17 protein-coding genes are annotated in these 17,989 nt (G+C 54.7%); all 17 read right to left on the bottom strand.

Annotation, left to right across the window (positions count from 1 at the left end):
* Positions 1-25: 25 nt before the first annotated feature.
* A complete protein-coding gene (gene tolB, locus F3J31_RS07270; protein WP_008501103.1) occupies positions 26-1,318 on the bottom strand; it encodes a Tol-Pal system beta propeller repeat protein TolB in 1,293 nt (430 codons plus the stop codon).
* 129 nt (positions 1,319-1,447) lie between these two features.
* A complete protein-coding gene (gene tolA, locus F3J31_RS07265) occupies positions 1,448-2,719 on the bottom strand; it encodes a cell envelope integrity protein TolA (RefSeq protein ID WP_167212218.1) in 1,272 nt (423 codons plus the stop codon).
* A 28-nt stretch (positions 2,720-2,747) separates the two neighbouring features.
* Positions 2,748-3,176, bottom strand: a complete 429-nt coding sequence (gene tolR, locus F3J31_RS07260) for a colicin uptake protein TolR (protein ID WP_003858589.1) — start codon at positions 3,174-3,176, stop codon at positions 2,748-2,750.
* Positions 3,177-3,179: 3 nt separating this feature from the next.
* Entirely contained in the window at positions 3,180-3,872 is a 693-nt protein-coding gene (gene tolQ, locus F3J31_RS07255) for a Tol-Pal system protein TolQ (RefSeq protein WP_008501101.1), read from the bottom strand.
* On the bottom strand, positions 3,869-4,273 hold the full coding sequence (ybgC, locus tag F3J31_RS07250; RefSeq protein WP_003858593.1) for a tol-pal system-associated acyl-CoA thioesterase: 405 nt from the start codon (positions 4,271-4,273) through the stop codon (positions 3,869-3,871). Before ybgC ends, tolQ begins: the two co-directional genes overlap by 4 nt.
* Before the next feature lie 148 nt (positions 4,274-4,421).
* On the bottom strand, positions 4,422-4,712 hold the full coding sequence (ybgE, locus tag F3J31_RS07245) for a cyd operon protein YbgE (protein WP_008501100.1): 291 nt from the start codon (positions 4,710-4,712) through the stop codon (positions 4,422-4,424).
* Entirely contained in the window at positions 4,712-4,825 is a 114-nt protein-coding gene (gene cydX, locus F3J31_RS07240; RefSeq protein WP_003858598.1) for a cytochrome bd-I oxidase subunit CydX, read from the bottom strand. Before cydX ends, ybgE begins: the two co-directional genes overlap by 1 nt.
* A gap of 14 nt (positions 4,826-4,839) precedes the next feature.
* A complete protein-coding gene (gene cydB, locus F3J31_RS07235; RefSeq protein WP_048226125.1) occupies positions 4,840-5,979 on the bottom strand; it encodes a cytochrome d ubiquinol oxidase subunit II in 1,140 nt (379 codons plus the stop codon).
* Positions 5,980-5,994: 15 nt separating this feature from the next.
* A complete protein-coding gene (gene cydA, locus F3J31_RS07230) occupies positions 5,995-7,563 on the bottom strand; it encodes a cytochrome ubiquinol oxidase subunit I (RefSeq protein WP_008501098.1) in 1,569 nt (522 codons plus the stop codon).
* A 730-nt stretch (positions 7,564-8,293) separates the two neighbouring features.
* On the bottom strand, positions 8,294-9,163 hold the full coding sequence (sucD, locus tag F3J31_RS07225) for a succinate--CoA ligase subunit alpha (protein ID WP_008501094.1): 870 nt from the start codon (positions 9,161-9,163) through the stop codon (positions 8,294-8,296).
* On the bottom strand, positions 9,163-10,329 hold the full coding sequence (gene sucC, locus F3J31_RS07220; protein ID WP_006809579.1) for an ADP-forming succinate--CoA ligase subunit beta: 1,167 nt from the start codon (positions 10,327-10,329) through the stop codon (positions 9,163-9,165). The genes sucD and sucC overlap by 1 nt, the downstream gene beginning before the upstream one ends.
* A gap of 95 nt (positions 10,330-10,424) precedes the next feature.
* A complete protein-coding gene (odhB, locus tag F3J31_RS07215) occupies positions 10,425-11,645 on the bottom strand; it encodes a 2-oxoglutarate dehydrogenase complex dihydrolipoyllysine-residue succinyltransferase (RefSeq protein ID WP_167212215.1) in 1,221 nt (406 codons plus the stop codon).
* A 14-nt stretch (positions 11,646-11,659) separates the two neighbouring features.
* Positions 11,660-14,467: a 2-oxoglutarate dehydrogenase E1 component gene (gene sucA, locus F3J31_RS07210; protein WP_008501092.1), complete on the bottom strand. Its 2,808-nt coding sequence runs from the start codon at positions 14,465-14,467 to the stop codon at positions 11,660-11,662.
* Between the two features lie 234 nt (positions 14,468-14,701).
* The gene (gene sdhB / locus F3J31_RS07205; RefSeq protein WP_008501090.1) at positions 14,702-15,418 is read right to left on the bottom strand and encodes a succinate dehydrogenase iron-sulfur subunit SdhB; all 717 of its coding nucleotides are present in this window, start codon (positions 15,416-15,418) and stop codon (positions 14,702-14,704) included.
* Between the two features lie 15 nt (positions 15,419-15,433).
* Positions 15,434-17,200 (bottom strand): succinate dehydrogenase flavoprotein subunit, encoded by a 1,767-nt coding sequence (sdhA, locus tag F3J31_RS07200; protein ID WP_063453805.1) that lies wholly within the window; start codon positions 17,198-17,200, stop codon positions 15,434-15,436.
* Positions 17,200-17,547, bottom strand: coding sequence for a succinate dehydrogenase membrane anchor subunit (sdhD, locus tag F3J31_RS07195; protein WP_008501088.1), 348 nt, complete (start codon positions 17,545-17,547; stop codon positions 17,200-17,202). The genes sdhA and sdhD overlap by 1 nt, the downstream gene beginning before the upstream one ends.
* Positions 17,541-17,945, bottom strand: coding sequence for a succinate dehydrogenase cytochrome b556 subunit (gene sdhC / locus F3J31_RS07190; RefSeq protein ID WP_020684965.1), 405 nt, complete (start codon positions 17,943-17,945; stop codon positions 17,541-17,543). Before sdhC ends, sdhD begins: the two co-directional genes overlap by 7 nt.
* Positions 17,946-17,989 lie beyond the last annotated feature (44 nt).

Genomic DNA, 17,989 nt, shown 5'->3' with positions numbered 1-17,989 from the left:
CCTTTAGTAATCAATTAATTATTATTTACAGATACGGCGACCAGGCAGGTGATTTTACCTGTCCATCAGTAGCCGGAATACGCGCTTTGAAACGCCCATCTGTAGAAACCAGATTCAGCACAGATCCCATCCCCTGAGAAGAGCTGTAGATTACCATCGTGCCGTTAGGTGCCAGACTTGGCGTTTCATCCAGGAACGTTGACGACAGAACTTGAACGCCACCCGCTACCAGATCTTGTTTGGCAATGTGCTGCTGCCCACCGTTAGAGCTGACCATTACCATAAATTTACCGTCGCTGCTCACGTCTGAGTTCTGGTTCTGTGAACCTTCCCAGGTAATACGCTGCGGAGCACCGCCGTTGATGTTGACTTTATAGATTTGTGGACGGCCGGCCTGGTCAGAGGTAAACGCCAGGTTTTGACTGTCCGGGAACCATGAAGGTTCGGTGTTGTTGCTGCGACCGTCGGTCACCTGACGGATCTGGCCAGAGCCAATGTCCATCACGTACAGGTTCAGGCTACCGGTTTTAGACAACGCAAACGCCAGTTTAGAGCCGTCTGGAGAGAACGAAGGCGCACCGTTGTGACGTGGGAAAGACGCCACCTGACGAACCGCACCGTTTGCCAGCGTCTGGATAACCAGCGCAGAACGGCCGCTTTCGAAGGTGACATACGCCAGCTTAGAACCGTCCGGAGACCAGGCTGGAGACATCAGTGGCTGCGAAGAGCGTTTCACCAGGAACTGGTTGTAGCCATCGTAATCAGATACGCGCAGCTCATACGGGAATTGACCGCCGTTGGTCTGCACCACGTACGCGATACGGGTACGGAACGCACCTTTAATGCCGGTCAGTTTTTCAAATACCGCATCGCTGGCAGCGTGTGCTGCGTAGCGCAGGTACTGCTTAGTGACCTTGTAAGAATTCTGGGCCAGAACAGTACCTGGTGCACCGCCGGTATCCACCAGCTGCCAGGCCACGTTGTATGAACCGTCTGGATTAGGGGTAACCTGACCCACAACCACGGCATCAATACCCAGTGCAGACCATGCTGCAGGCTGTACTTCCTGCGCGCTACCCGGCTGCTGAGGCAGACGAGAACGATCTAACGGGTTGAATTTACCGCTGTTACGCAGGTCAGCCGCCACGATGCCACCGGCATCTTCAGGTGCAGCGCCAGGACCGGCCCACTGGAACGGAACAACACCGATTGGGCGTGCCGAGTCCACCCCCTGGGTGATCTCGATACGTACTTCTGCGTGCAGTACTGCTGCCCACAGCATTAAAAAACTAAATGCTACACGTAATGCCTGCTTCATCATATCTCCCTTATCCGGGTAACCTTACCCACGATAATTTAGCAGAATGTTAACAAACTCAAATAGACAAAACTACAAAGCCCGGTTACGACAATAGACTGTTTTTCATACTTCCGTAAGGAGAGTCGATTACAGCTTAAAGTCCAGTTTGGCATCTTTTATCTTTTCATAAACAGCCTCACTAGGCGGTTTAGGAATGTTCGCCGATCTTGCTGCGGCCAATGCTGCCTGACAAAGCGCAGGATCGCCCCCTTCAGACGTCACATTTTTCAATCGGCCATCTGGCGCAAGGTTGATATGCAGCACGCACTGTTTGCCCTGATAAAGGCTCGCATCAAACAGGCGACTCTGAATAGCCACCTGAATCTGCCTAGCGTAAGCGCTGATATCTGCCCCCGTAGCACCGCCGTTGGCACCCGAAGTACCGCTATCTTTAGACGGCTGACCACTTCCTTTCGCCCCACCGCCCGTTTTCGGCGCATTCTTACCGGAGCTCAAATCGCCCAGCAGATCGTCAACCCCTGCGGCGGCAGCGGCTTTTTCAGCGGCGGCAGCCTTTTTAGCAGCCGCTTTTTCAGCTGCTGCTTTCTTATCGGCAGCGGCCTTCTCAGCTGCAGCTTTTTTGTCAGCAGCGGCTTTTTCGGCGGCTGCCGCTTTTTCTGCCGCGGCTTTTTCTGCTGCAGCTTTCTCGGCAGCAGCCGCTTTCTTCGCGGCCTCGGCAGCAGCTTTCTTCTCTGCTTCCTGAGCGGCCTTCTTCGCGGCTTCCGCTTCTGCTTTCTTCTGAGCATCAGCTGCGGCTTTCTTAGCGGCTTCGGCTTCCGCTTTCTTCTGAGCATCAGCGGCGGCTTTCTTCGCGGCTTCGGCTTCCGCTTTCTTCTGGGCATCAGCAGCCGCTTTCTTCGCCGCTTCTGCCGCTAATTTCGCCTGGGCATCAGCCTGTGCTTTCGCGTCCGCTGCGGCTTTTGCTGCCGCCTCTTCCGCCTGCTTTTGCTGTTCCTGTGCTTTTTTCGCGGCCTCTTCGGCTTGTTTCTGCTGTTCTGCCTGCGCTTTCGCGGCTTCCTGCGCCTGCAAACGTTCTTTCTCAAGCTGCTTCAGACGCTCCTGCTCTGCGGCCTGCTTTTCACGCAGTTCTTCCGCTTGCTGTTGCGCCTGTTTTTCACGCTGCTCTTCAGCCCGTTTTGCACTCGCCTTCTGCTGTTGTTGGCGATTATAGTTCTGTACTACCGCACCGGGATCCACCATCACGGCGTCAATGGAAGACCCTCCACCGCCGCCGGCTGATGCATCAATATGCTCGTCGAACGAACTCCAGATCAGCGCTGCAAAAAGAATAACGTGCAGCACTGCGGAGACGATTATCGCTCGCTTAAGCTTGTCGTTCTGTTCGGTTGCCTTTGACACTATCGGTTCCCAAAAACTACGCGGATGATCAAATAGGTTGGGTCATTAAGCCAACTGACTTAACACCCGCACTATGTAGCAAGTTCAGCGCTTTAATAATTTCATCGTAGGGTACGTCTTTCGCGCCACCGATTAAGAAGACCGTTTTCGGATTTGACTCCAGGCGACGCTGCGCTTCGGCAATAACCTGCTCAGGTGGCAGTTGATCCATACGATCTTTCTCTACCACGACGCTGTATTGCCCTACGCCGGAAACCTCAATGATAACCGGAGGATCGTCATTGGTGCTCACCGCCTGTGATTCTGTCGCATCCGGCAGATCCACTTCCACGCTCTGGGTAATGATTGGCGCTGTTGCCATGAAGATCAGCAGCAGAACCAACAGGACGTCCAGCAGTGGAACGATATTGATTTCGGACTTGAGCTCGCGACGACCTCGTCCACGCGATCTGGCCATGGTTTACCCCTTGTTGCTCTCGGTGCTGGTAAACGCCTGACGGTGCAGAATCGCAGTGAACTCTTCCATAAAGTTGTCGTAGTTCAGTTCCAGTTTGTTCACGCGCTGGTTCAGACGGTTATAGGCCATAACCGCAGGAATTGCCGCAAACAGACCGATAGCGGTCGCAATCAGTGCTTCAGCGATACCCGGTGCAACCATCTGCAACGTCGCCTGCTTCACCGCGCCCAGCGCGATAAAGGCGTGCATGATCCCCCACACGGTACCAAACAGACCGATATACGGGCTGATGGAACCGACAGTACCGAGGAAAGGAATATGCGTTTCAAGGTTTTCCAGCTCGCGGTTCATCGAGATGCGCATCGCACGCGAGGCACCTTCCACCACCGCTTCCGGCGCATGATTGTTTGCACGATGCAGACGGGCGAACTCTTTGAAACCGCTATAGAAAATTTGCTCGGAGCCGGTCAGGTTTTCACGGCGCCCCTGGCTCTCCTGATACAGACGAGAAAGCTCAATGCCCGACCAGAACTTATCTTCGAACGCTTCTGCTTCACGGCCAGCGGCATTGAGGATACGCGTTCTCTGGATGATGATGGCCCAGGATGCGATTGAAAAACCAATCAAAATCAACATGATAAGTTTAACCAGAAGGCTTGCCTTCAGGAACAAATCAAGGATATTCATGTCAGTCACTGCTTAAACTCCGCGACAATAGACTTAGGAAGCGCACGAGGCTTCATTATGGTTGGATCAACACAAACAATCAGTACTTCAGCTGAGTTCAGTACGGTGTTCTCTGCGTTGACTATCCGCTGCGTGAAAACCAGTGAGGTTCCGCGCATTGATGTAATTTCAGTTTGGACTTCGAGCATATCGTCGAGTCTGGCAGGCGCAAAATACTCAAGCGTCATCTTGCGTACCACAAAGGCAACTCGCTCAGCCAACAGCACCTGTTGACTAAAGTGATGATGGCGCAGCATCTCTGTGCGTGCCCGTTCATAAAAAGCAACGTAGCTGGCGTGGTAAACCACACCACCGGCATCGGTATCTTCGTAATAGACACGAACCGGCCATCGAAACAGCGTTGTATTCACTTTACATCCCAGTAATGCAACAAAAGTTAGAGCTTTTAAACTTCGCTACTATACGCGCGGGAAAGATGGTTTGGAATGGGGGAAAGTAAACGGAGAGTAAATTTTTATGGGCTCGGGTAAGCCCATAACGTTAACGGACATTTCTTATTCAGAAGAAGAAGAAAATCAAACCGGCGAGAAGCACCAGATCGGCAATCAACGGGCAGAAAATTCCCTGCCAGTGAACGGCTTTCGGACGAAAGCCTACGCCGTGGATCACACCTGCGCACACCGCCCACATAATGAGGAAGCCGTGCCAGATTTCAAGCTCGCTGGTTTTCGCTGCAAAGCGCGAAGGGTCCCAGAAGATACAACCTGCCAGCAGTAATGCCATCACTAAAGAAAGCGCCCGTAACGGGCGCTTGTCCATTACCGCGTAAAGTTTCGCGATAATATTCATCAGTGTTTTTCTTCACCCGCTTTGGTCGCTTCTACATGCTCAAGCGCCAGGGCAGTGATGACACCAAATGCACAGGCAAGAAGCGTCCCTAAAATCCATGCGAAATACCACATATTCAGCTCCTTACTTAGTACATAGAGTGGGTGTTGCTTTCGATATGTTCTTTCGTGATACGACCGAACATTTTCCAGTAACACCAGATGGTGTAGGCCAGAACGATCGGAACGAACACGCAAGCAACATACGTCATCAGGTTCAGCGTCATATGGCTGGACGTTGCATCCCACATGGTCAGGCTAGCATTCAGCATGGTGCTGGATGGCATGACGAATGGGAACATCGCAATACCCGCCGTCAGGATAATGCATGCCAGGGTCAGTGAAGAGAACACGAACGCCAGCGCGCCTTTTTCCAGACGAGACGTCAGCACGGTCAGCAGCGGCAGCAGCACGCCCAGCGCCGGGATCGCCCACAGCACAGGGGTATTGTTGAAGTTCACCAGCCATGCCCCCGCCTGACGCGCCACTTCTTTGGTCAGCGGGTTAGACGGTGCGGTGTGGTTGATCGCAGACGTCACCACGTAGCCATCAATACCGTACACCACCCACACACCGGCCAGCGCGAAGCAGACCAGCGTAACCAGCGCAGCAACCTGAGCCGTCGCGCGAGAACGCAGATGCAGCTCACCCACGGTACGCATCTGCAGATAGGTTGCGCCCTGAGTGATGATCATCGCCACGCTCACAACACCGGCCAGCAGACCAAACGGATTCAGCAGCTGGAAGAAGTTACCGGTGTAGTAAAGACGCATGTATTCGTCCAGGTGGAACGGCACGCCCTGCAGCAGGTTACCGAACGCCACGCCAATCACCAGCGGTGGAACGAAGCTACCGATGAAGATGCCCCAGTCCCACATGTTACGCCAGCGGGTATCTTCAATCTTGGAACGGTAGTCGAAACCGACCGGACGGAAGAATAAAGAGGCCAGCACCAGAATCATCGCCACATAGAAACCGGAGAACGCAGCCGCGTAGACCATCGGCCAGGCAGCGAACAGCGCGCCGCCTGCGGTGATCAGCCACACCTGGTTACCGTCCCAGTGCGGGGCGATGGAGTTGATCATGATTCGACGCTCGGTGTCATTACGACCGAGGAAACGGGTGAGCATCCCCACCCCCATGTCGAAACCATCCGTGACGGCGAAACCGATCAGCAGAACGCCAACCAGCAGCCACCAGATAAAACGCAATACTTCATAATCGATCATTTGATGACTCCTGTCTTAGCGTGCCGGCTGAGTAGTCGCAGTGGACTGCTCGTAGTGATAGCGACCGGTTTTCAGGCTGCTTGGGCCAAGGCGCGCGAACTTGAACATCAGGAACAGTTCAGCCACCAGGAACAGGGTGTACAGACCACAAATCAGCAGCATGGAGAAGATCAGGTCGCCTGCGGTCAGGGACGAGTTCGCTACCGCCGTTGGCAGCACCTCACCGATCGCCCATGGCTGACGGCCATACTCCGCCACAAACCAGCCGGATTCAATTGCGATCCACGGCAGTGGAATACCGTACAGCGCAGTGCGCAGCAGCCATTTTTTCTCGCCGATACGGTTGCGAATCACGGACCAGAAGGACGCCGCAATGATCAGCAGCATGATGATGCCGCAGCCCACCATGATACGGAATGCGAAGTACAGTGGCGCAACGCGTGGAATCGAGTCTTTGGTTGCCATCTGGATTTGCGCTTCCGTCGCATCAGACACGTTCGGGGTATAACGCTTCAGCAGCAGACCGTAACCCAGATCTTTCTTCACATCGTTAAACTGGTCGCGAACGGCCTGGTCGGTAGAACCGGCACGCAGCTGTTCCAGCAGCGAGTAGGCTTTCATACCGTTACGGATACGTTCTTCGTGCTGCACCATCAGCTCTTTCAGACCCGTCACCTGCTTATCAACAGAACGGGTGGCGATGATACCCAGCGCGTAAGGGATTTGAATGGCGAAGCGGTTTTCCTGCGCGTCCTGATCCGGAATACCGAACAGCGTAAAGGCAGCAGGCGCCGGCTGGGTTTCCCATTCGGCTTCGATGGCGGCCAGTTTGGTTTTCTGCACGTCACCCATTTCGTAACCGGATTCATCACCCAGAACGATAACGGAGAGGATGGCAGCCATACCGAAGCTTGCAGCGATAGCAAAGGAGCGCTTAGCAAACGCGAAGTCACGACCGCGCAGCATATAGTAAGAACTGATGCCCAGTACAAACATCGCGCCGCACACATAGCCAGAAGCGACGGTGTGAACGAATTTAACCTGAGCAACCGGGTTCAGGACCAGCTCGGCAAAGCTGACCATCTCCATACGCATGGTTTCGAAGTTGAAATCAGACGCGATAGGGTTCTGCATCCAACCGTTCGCGACCAGGATCCACAGCGCGGACAGGTTCGAACCTAATGCCACCAGCCAGGTCACCGCCATATGCTGGACTTTACCCAGACGGTCCCAACCGAAGAAGAACAGACCTACAAAGGTGGATTCGAGGAAGAATGCCATCAGACCTTCAATGGCCAGCGGCGCACCGAAGATATCCCCGACATAGTGGGAATAGTAAGACCAGTTAGTCCCGAACTGGAACTCCATGGTCAGACCGGTTGCCACGCCCAGTGCGAAGTTGATACCAAACAACTTGCCCCAGAACTTGGTCATATCTTTATAAATCTGTTTGCCGGAGAGAACGTATACCGTTTCCATGATGGCCAGCAGGAACGCCATACCGAGCGTCAGTGGCACAAACAGGAAGTGGTACATCGCGGTCAAGGCAAACTGTAAGCGCGACAGTTCGACTATATCTAACATTATGACTCCTTGCTCATCGCATGAAGACTCCGAGAGTGAACCCCATCAAAGCGATCCACACGCATGCCCCAATAAAAATTATTCGCATCCTTGTCGTCGTTATTACCCTGAGGGAGGATAAAAACGATGACGTGAGGTTACAAATACGTTAATAAAAAACTCAAATTGATCCCGCAAATATAATACGCTGCAAAACCCTTACAATAAACAGGTTTTTATAGAGTCACATTTACGTTTTTCGACGGTGATCAATTTATAGCAAAATTACCACTTTTCGGCCATTTTGATCGGGGACAATTTAGCGCTTTTCAGCACCTTTTTCCAAGGATTAAACATTGATTTAAATCAAAAACAATCCGTTATGTTAATTGTGTTTTGATGTGGTGAACATGGTAAAAACCATGTTAAAGATATGTATATGAAATACAATTAAGGTTATCGAATCGAATGATGAATATAAACAGAAGTGATTTTTATTAACTCAGTAGCGCTTAATGACTGATTTATTCAGGACATAAATTTTAGTGCGTTTTTCATTTTTTTCCATCTGCCCTCTTAAAGGCAAATAAATAACAATTATTTTACTTTTGCATCCTCTGTAATTAACACCACTTTGTGACTATTGCATGACACCCGGCAGGCAATAAAAAAGGCCGCTTTACAGCGGCCAACCATGTCGAAACGGACATTTTTATACTGCAACGCCCCCCTTTCGGGGAGCAGAGAGGACTTACTTAATGATGGATTTCAGTGCTTCGCCGATATCCGCCAGGCTGCGAACGGTCTTCACGCCTGCGGCTTCCAGCGCTGCGAATTTCTCATCAGCCGTACCCTTACCACCTGCGATGATCGCGCCAGCGTGACCCATACGCTTGCCTTTCGGCGCGGTCACACCCGCGATGTAACCCACTACTGGCTTGGTCACGTGTTCTTTGATGTAAGCAGCCGCTTCTTCTTCCGCGCTACCACCGATCTCACCGATCATCACGATCGCTTCGGTCTGTGGATCTTCCTGGAACAGTTTCAGGATGTCGATGAAGTTAGAACCCGGGATTGGGTCACCGCCGATGCCCACGCAGGTGGACTGGCCGAAGCCGTAGTCGGTGGTCTGCTTAACCGCTTCATAGGTCAGGGTACCGGAACGGGACACGATGCCCACTTTACCCGGCTTGTGAATGTGGCCCGGCATGATGCCGATTTTGCATTCGCCCGGGGTGATAACGCCTGGGCAGTTCGGGCCGATCATGCGCACGCCAGCTTCATCCAGCTTCACCTTCACGGTCAGCATATCCAGCGTCGGGATGCCTTCAGTGATGGTGATGATCAGTTTGATGCCTGCGTCGATCGCTTCCAGAATAGAGTCTTTGCAGAACGGCGCCGGAACGTAGATCACGGTCGCGGTTGCGCCCGTCGCTTCTACGGCTTCACGCACGGTGTTGAACACCGGCAGGCCCAGGTGGGTGGTGCCACCTTTACCTGGCGTTACGCCGCCAACCATCTGCGTGCCGTAGGCAATCGCCTGTTCGGAGTGGAAAGTCCCCTGGCTACCGGTGAAGCCCTGGCAGATAACCTTGGTATCTTTATTAATTAAAACTGACATTATTTCCCCTCCACTGCGGCAACAACCTGCTGAGCTGCATCCGTCAGACTTTTCGCTGCAATAATATTCAGGCCGCTGTCAGCCAGTTTTTTCGCGCCGAGTTCAGCGTTGTTACCTTCCAGACGCACAACCACCGGAACGTTAACACCTACTTCTTCTACTGCGCCGATGATACCGTCGGCGATCAGGTCACAACGGACGATACCGCCGAAGATGTTAACCAGAACGGCCTTCACGTTGTCGTCGGAGAGAATGATTTTGAACGCTTCGGTTACGCGCTCTTTGGTTGCGCCACCGCCCACGTCGAGGAAGTTTGCTGGCTCACCGCCGTGCAGCTTAACGATGTCCATGGTGCCCATCGCCAGGCCCGCACCGTTAACCATACAGCCGATGTTACCGTCCAGCGCCACGTAGTTCAGTTCCCACTGTGCCGCCTGCGCTTCACGCGGGTCTTCCTGAGACTGGTCGCGCATTTCGCGCAGATCCGGCTGGCGGAACAGCGCGTTGCCATCAGCGCCCAGCTTGCCGTCGAGGCAGATCAGATCGCCCTGGGTCGTGATCACCAGCGGGTTGATCTCGATCAGCGCCAGATCGCGCTCCAGGAAGATGGTCGCCAGACCCATGAAGATCTTGGTGAACTGCTGAACCAGTTTGCCTTCCAGACCCAGCTTGAACGCCAGCTCGCGACCCTGGTAAGGCATTGGGCCTGCCAGCGGATCGATAGCCACTTTGTGGATCAGGTGTGGGGTTTCTTCCGCCACTTTTTCGATTTCCACGCCGCCTTCGGTAGACGCCATGAACACCACGCGACGGGAGCTACGGTCAACCACCGCGCCCAGATAAAGTTCTTTCGCGATATCGGTCGCCGCTTCCACCAGGATCTGGTTAACCGGCTGGCCGTTCGCATCTGTCTGGTACGTTACCAGACGCTTACCGAGCCAATGTTCAGCAAACGCACGAATCTCTTCTTTGCTCTTAACAACCTTCACACCGCCCGCTTTACCACGGCCACCAGCGTGAACCTGACACTTAACTACCCACGGGCCGGAACCGATTTTAGATGCGGCTTCTTCTGCTTCACGCGGGGTAGTACAGGCATAACCCACCGGAGCCGGTAAGCCATACCGGGCAAACAGCTGTTTGGCCTGATATTCATGTAAGTTCATGTGTTCTATCCATCCTTCAGGGTAATCGTTATCTTCAAACCTGTAGACCGGCGCAGCGTGTGCCGGTCCACGGGGCAGGTGATGCTAAATCGTGACTAGACGTCCAGCAGCAGACGCGTTGGATCTTCCAGCAGCTCTTTAATGGCAACCAGGAAGCCCACGGACTCGCGGCCGTCGATCAGGCGGTGGTCATAAGAGAGCGCCAGGTACATCATCGGCAGGATCTCAACTTTACCGTCTACCGCCATAGGACGATCTTTAATGGCATGCATACCCAGGATCGCGCTCTGCGGCGGGTTAATGATCGGGGTAGACATCAGCGAGCCGAATACGCCGCCGTTGGTAATGGTGAAGTTACCGCCGGTCAGGTCGTCTACGGTCAGCTTGCCGTCGCGGCCTTTCACAGCCAGCTCTTTAATGTTTTTCTCGATGTCAGCCATACCCAGGGTATCCACATCACGCAGAACCGGGGTCACCAGGCCACGTGGGGTCGAAACCGCCATGCTGACGTCGAAGTAGTTGTGGTAAACCACGTCATCGCCATCGATGGACGCGTTCACTTCCGGGTAGCGTTTCAGCGCTTCAACCACCGCCTTCACGTAGAAGGACATAAAGCCCAGACGGATACCGTGACGTTTTTCAAACGCGTCACCGTACTGCTTACGCAGGTCCATGATTGGCTTCATGTTCACTTCGTTGAAGGTGGTCAGCATCGCGGTAGAGTTTTTCGCTTCCAGCAGACGCTCGGCCACGCGCTTACGCAGGCGGGTCATTGGCACGCGTTTTTCGCAGCGTGCGCCCAGCGCAGGCTGTGCTGCCGGTGCTGCCGCAGGGGCTTTCGCTTCTGCCTGAGCTGGCGCTTTCGCCAGATGCTTGTCGATGTCTTCGCGGGTCAGACGACCGCCCACACCGGTGCCTTTAATGGCTGCCGGGTCAAGGCTGTGTTCCGCCAGCAGGCGACGGATCGCCGGGCTGAGGGCGTCGTTAGACTGCTCTTCCAGAGAGGCCTGCTGGCGCTGCGCTGGCGTAGACGCTTTCTCTTCAGATTTCGCGCTGGACTCTTTGCCCGCGCTGTTGCCTTCACGCAGGCGACCCAGGATCTGACGAGAAGTCACGGTGGTACCTTCATCTTCCAGCACCGCGTCCAGAACGCCATCCGCCGAAGCCGGTACTTCCAGTACCACTTTGTCAGTTTCGATTTCTACCAGCACTTCATCGCGCTTAACGGCATCGCCTGGTTTTTTGTGCCAGGTAGCGACGGTCGCATCTGCTACAGATTCAGGCAGGTCGGGAACAAGAATATCTACGCTACTCATTATGTATCCTTTAATTAATCGACGTTCAGCGCGTCATTGACCAGATCTTGTTGCTGCTTCTGGTGAACGGACATATACCCTACCGCCGGAGAGGCGGAGGCCGGGCGACCTGCATAGCGCAGGGCTGACCCAAATGGAATCACTTCACGGAAATGATGCTGGCTGCAGTACCATGCGCCCTGGTTGAGCGGCTCTTCCTGACACCAGACAAAATCATGAACGTGAGCGTACGGTTTCAGCGCTTCCTGCACCGCCTGGTGCGGGAACGGATAAAGCTGTTCGATACGCACGATGGCGACATCTTTCTGATCGTTCTTACGGCGCTGTTCCAGCAGGTCGTAATAAACCTTACCAGAACACATCACCACACGCTTCACGGCCTGCGGATCCAGCTCGTCAATTTCACCGATGGCTGGCAGGAAGGTACCGTTGGCCAGCTCTTCCAGGCTGGACACCGCCAGCGGGTGACGCAGCAGGGATTTCGGCGACATGACCACCAGCGGACGACGCATACCGCGCAGCGCCTGACGACGCAGCATGTGGTAAACCTGAGCCGGGGTGGACGGTACGCAAACCTGCATGTTCTGCTCAGCGCAGAGCTGCAGATAACGTTCCAGACGCGCGGAGGAGTGCTCCGGACCCTGGCCTTCATAGCCGTGCGGCAGCAGCATCACCAGGCCACACATACGGCCCCATTTCTGCTCGCCGGAGGAGATGAACTGGTCGATAACCACCTGCGCACCGTTGGCGAAGTCGCCGAACTGCGCTTCCCAGATGGTCAGGGTGCGCGGTTCTGCCGTGGCGTAACCGTACTCGAAAGCCAGTACCGCTTCTTCAGACAGCACGGAGTCCCAGACCTTGAACTGGCCCTGACCGTTGTGCACGTGCTGCAGCGGGGTGTAGGTTGAACCGTTAGACTGGTTGTGAACGACCGCGTGACGGTGGAAGAAGGTTCCACGGCCCGCATCTTCACCGGACAGACGCACAGGAATGCCTTCGTCAACCAGCGTCGCGTAAGCCAGCGTTTCCGCGCCGCCCCAGTCGAACAGCTTCTCGCCTGCCGCCATGGCCTGACGGTCAGCATAAATTTTCGCTACGCGAGATTGCATTTCGATAGCGTCCGGCACGGTGCTGATGCGTTTAGCCAGCTCCTGCAGGCGCTTCATCTCCACCTTGTTCGGGTAGCTCTCATCCCACTCGTGGTTGAGGTACGGCGACCAGGTAAAGGAGTGCATGTTCATCGGGCGCAGCTCTTTCACTACGCACTCACCCGCATCCAGTGCGTCGCGGTAAAGGTTGACCATTTCGGTCGCATCTTCCAGCGTCGCCACTTTGTCGCTCTCCAGCTTGTCAGCATAGATTTTGCGCGGGGTCGGGTGTTTTTTGATTTTCTGGTACATCAGCGGCTGGGTTGCACTTGGCTCATCCGCTTCGTTGTGGCCGTGACGGCGGTAGCAGAAGAGGTCAATGAACACATCGCGTTTGAAGGTGTTACGGAAGTCCAGCGCCAGACGGGTAACGAAAGCCACGGCTTCCGGGTCATCCGCGTTAACGTGGAAGATCGGCGCCTGCACCATCTTACCGATGTCGGTGCAGTACGGGGTAGAACGCGCGTCCAGCGGGTTAGAGGTGGTGAAGCCCACCTGGTTGTTGATTACGATGCGAACGGTACCGCCCACTTCATAACCACGCGCTTTGGACATGTTCAGGGTTTCCTGCACCACGCCCTGCCCTGTGACCGCCGCATCACCGTGGATGGTGATTGGCAGAACTTTATTGCTGCTTGGCTCGTCCAGACGATCCAGACGCGCGCGCACGGAACCGATAACCACCGGGCTGACGATTTCCAGGTGTGACGGGTTAAACGCCAGCGCCAGGTGAACCAGACCGCCTTCGGTTTCGATATCAGACGAGAAGCCCATGTGGTACTTCACGTCGCCAGTGCCGAGGTGCTCTTTATGTTTGCCCGCGAATTCGTCGAACAGGTCCTGCGGTTTTTTACCCAGCACGTTGACCAGTACGTTCAGACGACCACGGTGTGCCATGCCCAGCACCACTTCACGGGTGCCGCTCTTGCCTGCGTGACGAATCAGCTCTTTCAGCATCGGCACCAGGGCGTCACCGCCTTCCAGCGAGAAGCGTTTCGCGCCCGGGAACTTCGCACCCAGATAGCGCTCAAGGCCTTCCGCTGCGGTCAGTTCGCTGAGGAAGCGTTTTTTCTCGTCAGCCGAGAAGGTCGCGTGGCCCGCCACGGATTCGATGCGCTGCTGGATCCAGCGCTTCTCTTCGGTAGAGGTAATGTGCATGTATTCCGCGCCGATGGAGCCGCAGTAGGTTTGCTTGAGCGCGTCAATCAGATCGCCCAGCTTCATCGTGTCTTTGCCGATGGCAAAGGAACCTACGTTAAAGCTTTCCTGGAAATCGGCCTCGGTCAGATCGTGATACGCCGGATCGAGATCGGCCACACGATCTTGTTTCCACAGTCCCAGCGGATCGAGATTCGCATGCTGGTGACCACGGAAGCGATAAGCGTTGATAAGCTGCAGGACTTTAACCTGCTTCGCATTGGTGTCAGGGTCGGAAATCGCAGAAGAGTAACGTGAGGCATCCTTCGCCAGACGACGGAAATAATCACGTGTTTTGGAATGGAATTGATCCGGTTTGACCCCTGTACCAGGCAACTGCTGGAACATGGAACGCCAGTTTGCGTCCACTGAGTCAGGATCGGTTAAGAAGTCTTCATAGAGCTGTTCTATCCAGCTCTGGTTGGCACCAGAGAGGTAAGAAGAGTCCAGCCAGGCTTTCATTGCGCCGTTCTGCATCGTGATCCCTTAAGCATTTTTATGCTTACTTTCGCCGTAGAAACTACCACGCACACCACGTGTACGTGCCGGGGTTCACCTGCGAGCTCTTTGTGGCCCGCGAAGGAACCTTTAGAAACTGTCTAGACTTCAGGGCAGTTTTTAAAGGTTTCTGCATTTTGCCCGGTGGCGCTACGCTTACCGGGCCTACAGTTTCGTAGGCCGGATAAGCGCAGCGCCATCCGGCAAATTTACTTACGCACTGCGCTGCAGCAGCATCGACTTAATATGGCCGATGGCACGCGTCGGGTTCAGCCCCTTCGGACACACACTGACGCAGTTCATGATGCTATGGCAGCGGAATACGCTGAAAGCGTCACTCAGTCCTTCCAGACGGCTGTCGGTTTCCGTGTCGCGGCTATCGATCAGGAAGCGATAGGCAGCCAGCAGACCGGCAGGGCCGATAAACTTGTCCGGGTTCCACCAGAACGACGGGCAGGACGTAGAACAGCATGCGCAGAGAATACACTCGTACAGACCATCGAGTTTTTCACGCTGCTCAGGAGACTGTAAGTGCTCACGAGCAGGTGGATTTTGCCCATTATTCAATAAGTAAGGCTTAATCTTCTCATATTGTGCATAGAATTGCCCCATGTCTACCACCAAATCACGCACGACCGGCAGGCCTGGCAGAGGACGGATAACAATTTTCTGACCAGGACGCTGCAACGCTGAAATTGGCGTGATGCAGGCCAGGCCATTTTTGCCGTTCATATTCACACCGTCAGAGCCACACACCCCTTCACGGCAGGAGCGGCGGAACGACAGGGTTGGATCTTTTTCTTTCAGCTGGATTAAGGCATCCAGCAGCATCATGTCACGACCTTCTTCCGCTTCCAGCGTGTAATCCTGCATGCGCGGAGCGTCGTCTACATCCGGGTTATAACGATAAACTGAGAATTCGAGTTTCATTATCCTGTCTCCGCATTAGTAAGTACGAATCTTCGGCGGGAACGCCGGACGCAGTTTCGGTTCCATGTTGACGCTACGACGCGTCATGGTTTCCGACTCTGGCAGATACAGGGAATGGCACAGCCAGTTTTCGTCATCACGATCCGGGAAGTCGAAGCGGCTATGCGCGCCACGGCTTTCGGTACGGAAGTTTGCCGACATCGCGGTCGCGAACGCGGTTTCCATCAGGTTATCCAGCTCCAGGCACTCAACGCGCTGGGTGTTGAACTCGCTGGAGGTATCGTCCAGACGGGCATTTTTCAGACGCTCGCGGATCGCTTTCAGCTGCTCAAGACCTTTAGCCATCGCGTCGCCTTCACGGAATACCGAGAAGTTGTGCTGCATGCATTCCTGCAGCGCTTTGCGGATTTCCACCGGATCTTCGCCGTTACGGTTGCCGTTCCAGCGGTTGAGGCGCTCAAGAGAGGCATCAATTTCGTCGTCGGTTGCGTCACGCAGCGCGCCCTGCTCGGCAATGGATTCCTGCAGATGCAGACCCACCGCACGACCAAACACCACCAGATCCAGCAGCGAATTGCCGCCCAGACGGTTTGCCCCGTGTACGGATACGCAGGCAATTTCGCCCACCGCGAACAGGCCAGGAATGACCACGTCTTCGCCCTGCTCGTTCACGGTCAGCGCCTGACCGGTCACTTTGGTAGGAATACCGCCCATCATGTAGTGGCAGGTTGGGATAACCGGAATCGGCTCTTTCACCGGATCGACGTGCGCGAAGGTGCGGGACAGTTCCAGAATGCCCGGCAGACGGGACTCCAGCACTTCTTTACCCAGATGGTCGAGTTTCAGCTTCGCGTGTGGACCCCATGGGCCGTCGCAGCCGCGGCCTTCACGGATTTCGATCATGATGGAACGCGCCACCACGTCACGACCCGCCAGATCTTTCGCATTCGGAGCATAACGCTCCATGAAGCGCTCGCCGTGTTTGTTCAGCAGGTAGCCACCTTCACCACGGCAGCCTTCCGTCACCAGAACGCCCGCACCAGCGATACCGGTTGGGTGGAACTGCCACATCTCCATATCCTGCACCGGCACGCCCGCGCGGATAGCCATACCGACACCGTCACCGGTGTTGATGTGGGCGTTGGTGGTGGACTGGTAAATACGGCCTGCACCGCCGGTCGCCAGCACGGTAGCGCGGGCTTTGAAGTAAACCACTTCACCGGTTTCGATACACAGCGCGGTACAGCCAACAATTGCGCCATCGGCGTTTTTCACCAGATCCAGCGCATACCACTCGGAGAAGATGGTGGTGTGGTTTTTCAGGTTCTGCTGATACAGGGTGTGCAGCAGCGCGTGACCGGTACGGTCAGCCGCCGCCGCGGTGCGTGCCGCCTGCTCGCCGCCGAAGTTTTTCGACTGGCCGCCAAACGGACGCTGATAGATGGTGCCATTTTCCAGACGGGAGAACGGCAGACCCATATGGTCCAGCTCCAGAATCGCTTCCGGGCCGGTTTTACACATATATTCGATGGCATCCTGGTCGCCGATGTAATCGGAACCTTTTACCGTGTCATACATGTGCCATTCCCAGTTATCTTCATGGGAGTTACCCAGCGCAACGGTGATACCGCCCTGCGCGGATACAGTGTGGGAACGGGTCGGGAAAACTTTAGAGAGCAGCGCACAGCTCTGGCCGCTCTGGGAAATTTGCAGTGCGGCACGCATACCTGCGCCACCGGCACCAATCACAACAGCATCAAATTCTCTGACTGGCAGTTTCATTACACACCCCACACCACAACGAATCCATAAATAACGTAAACCACCAGTGCAACGACAATGGCCAGCTGCAGTGGGAGGCGAATCGCCAGCGGTTTAACGTAATCGGTCAACACCTGCCACATGCCAATCCAGGCATGAATAAGGATGGAGAACAGGGCCAGCAGGGTGAACACTTTGGTGAAGGCGGATCCGAAGAACCCACTCCAGATTTCCCACGTCAGCGTGCCGCTGGTCGCGAAGAAACCGATCATATAGATGATGTAGAGAGTGAGAACGATGGCGGTAGCACGGACCAGAATGAAGTCATGTACGCCGTTGCGTCCTAATGCGGAGGCGTTGCTTACCATACGAGAACTCCTGCGAGAAGTGAAAGCACGACTGTAATCACAAATGAAATGTTAGCGGAGCGTTTTCCGGCTTCGAAGGTCTCTTCCAGGTAGCCAAAGTCCATCAGCATATGGCGAACACCCACCACAACGTGGTACGCCAGTGCGGTCAGAATGCCCCACATGATGAATTTCACGAAGAAGCTGTTCATGATGGCTGAGGCCTGGAGGAATCCTTCAGGGGAAGAGAGGCTGGTGCCCAGTAACCACAGCAGAATACCGACCGCCACAAACGTAATCACACCAGAAACACGGTGCAGAATGGACGCTATTGCTGTTACGGGGAACCGGATCGTTTTGAGATCCAGATTGACAGGTCTTTGTTTTTTCACATTTCTTATCATGAATAACGCCCACATGCTGTTCTTATTGTTTCCTTCCTCCGGACTGCGATGCGGGTCAG

This window comes from Enterobacter sp. Acro-832, from assembly GCF_011752745.1.
GTDB lineage: Bacteria > Pseudomonadota > Gammaproteobacteria > Enterobacterales > Enterobacteriaceae > Enterobacter > Enterobacter quasiroggenkampii.
Note: the sequence above shows the minus strand (reverse complement) of the source record. Positions and strands in the feature narration are given on the sequence as shown.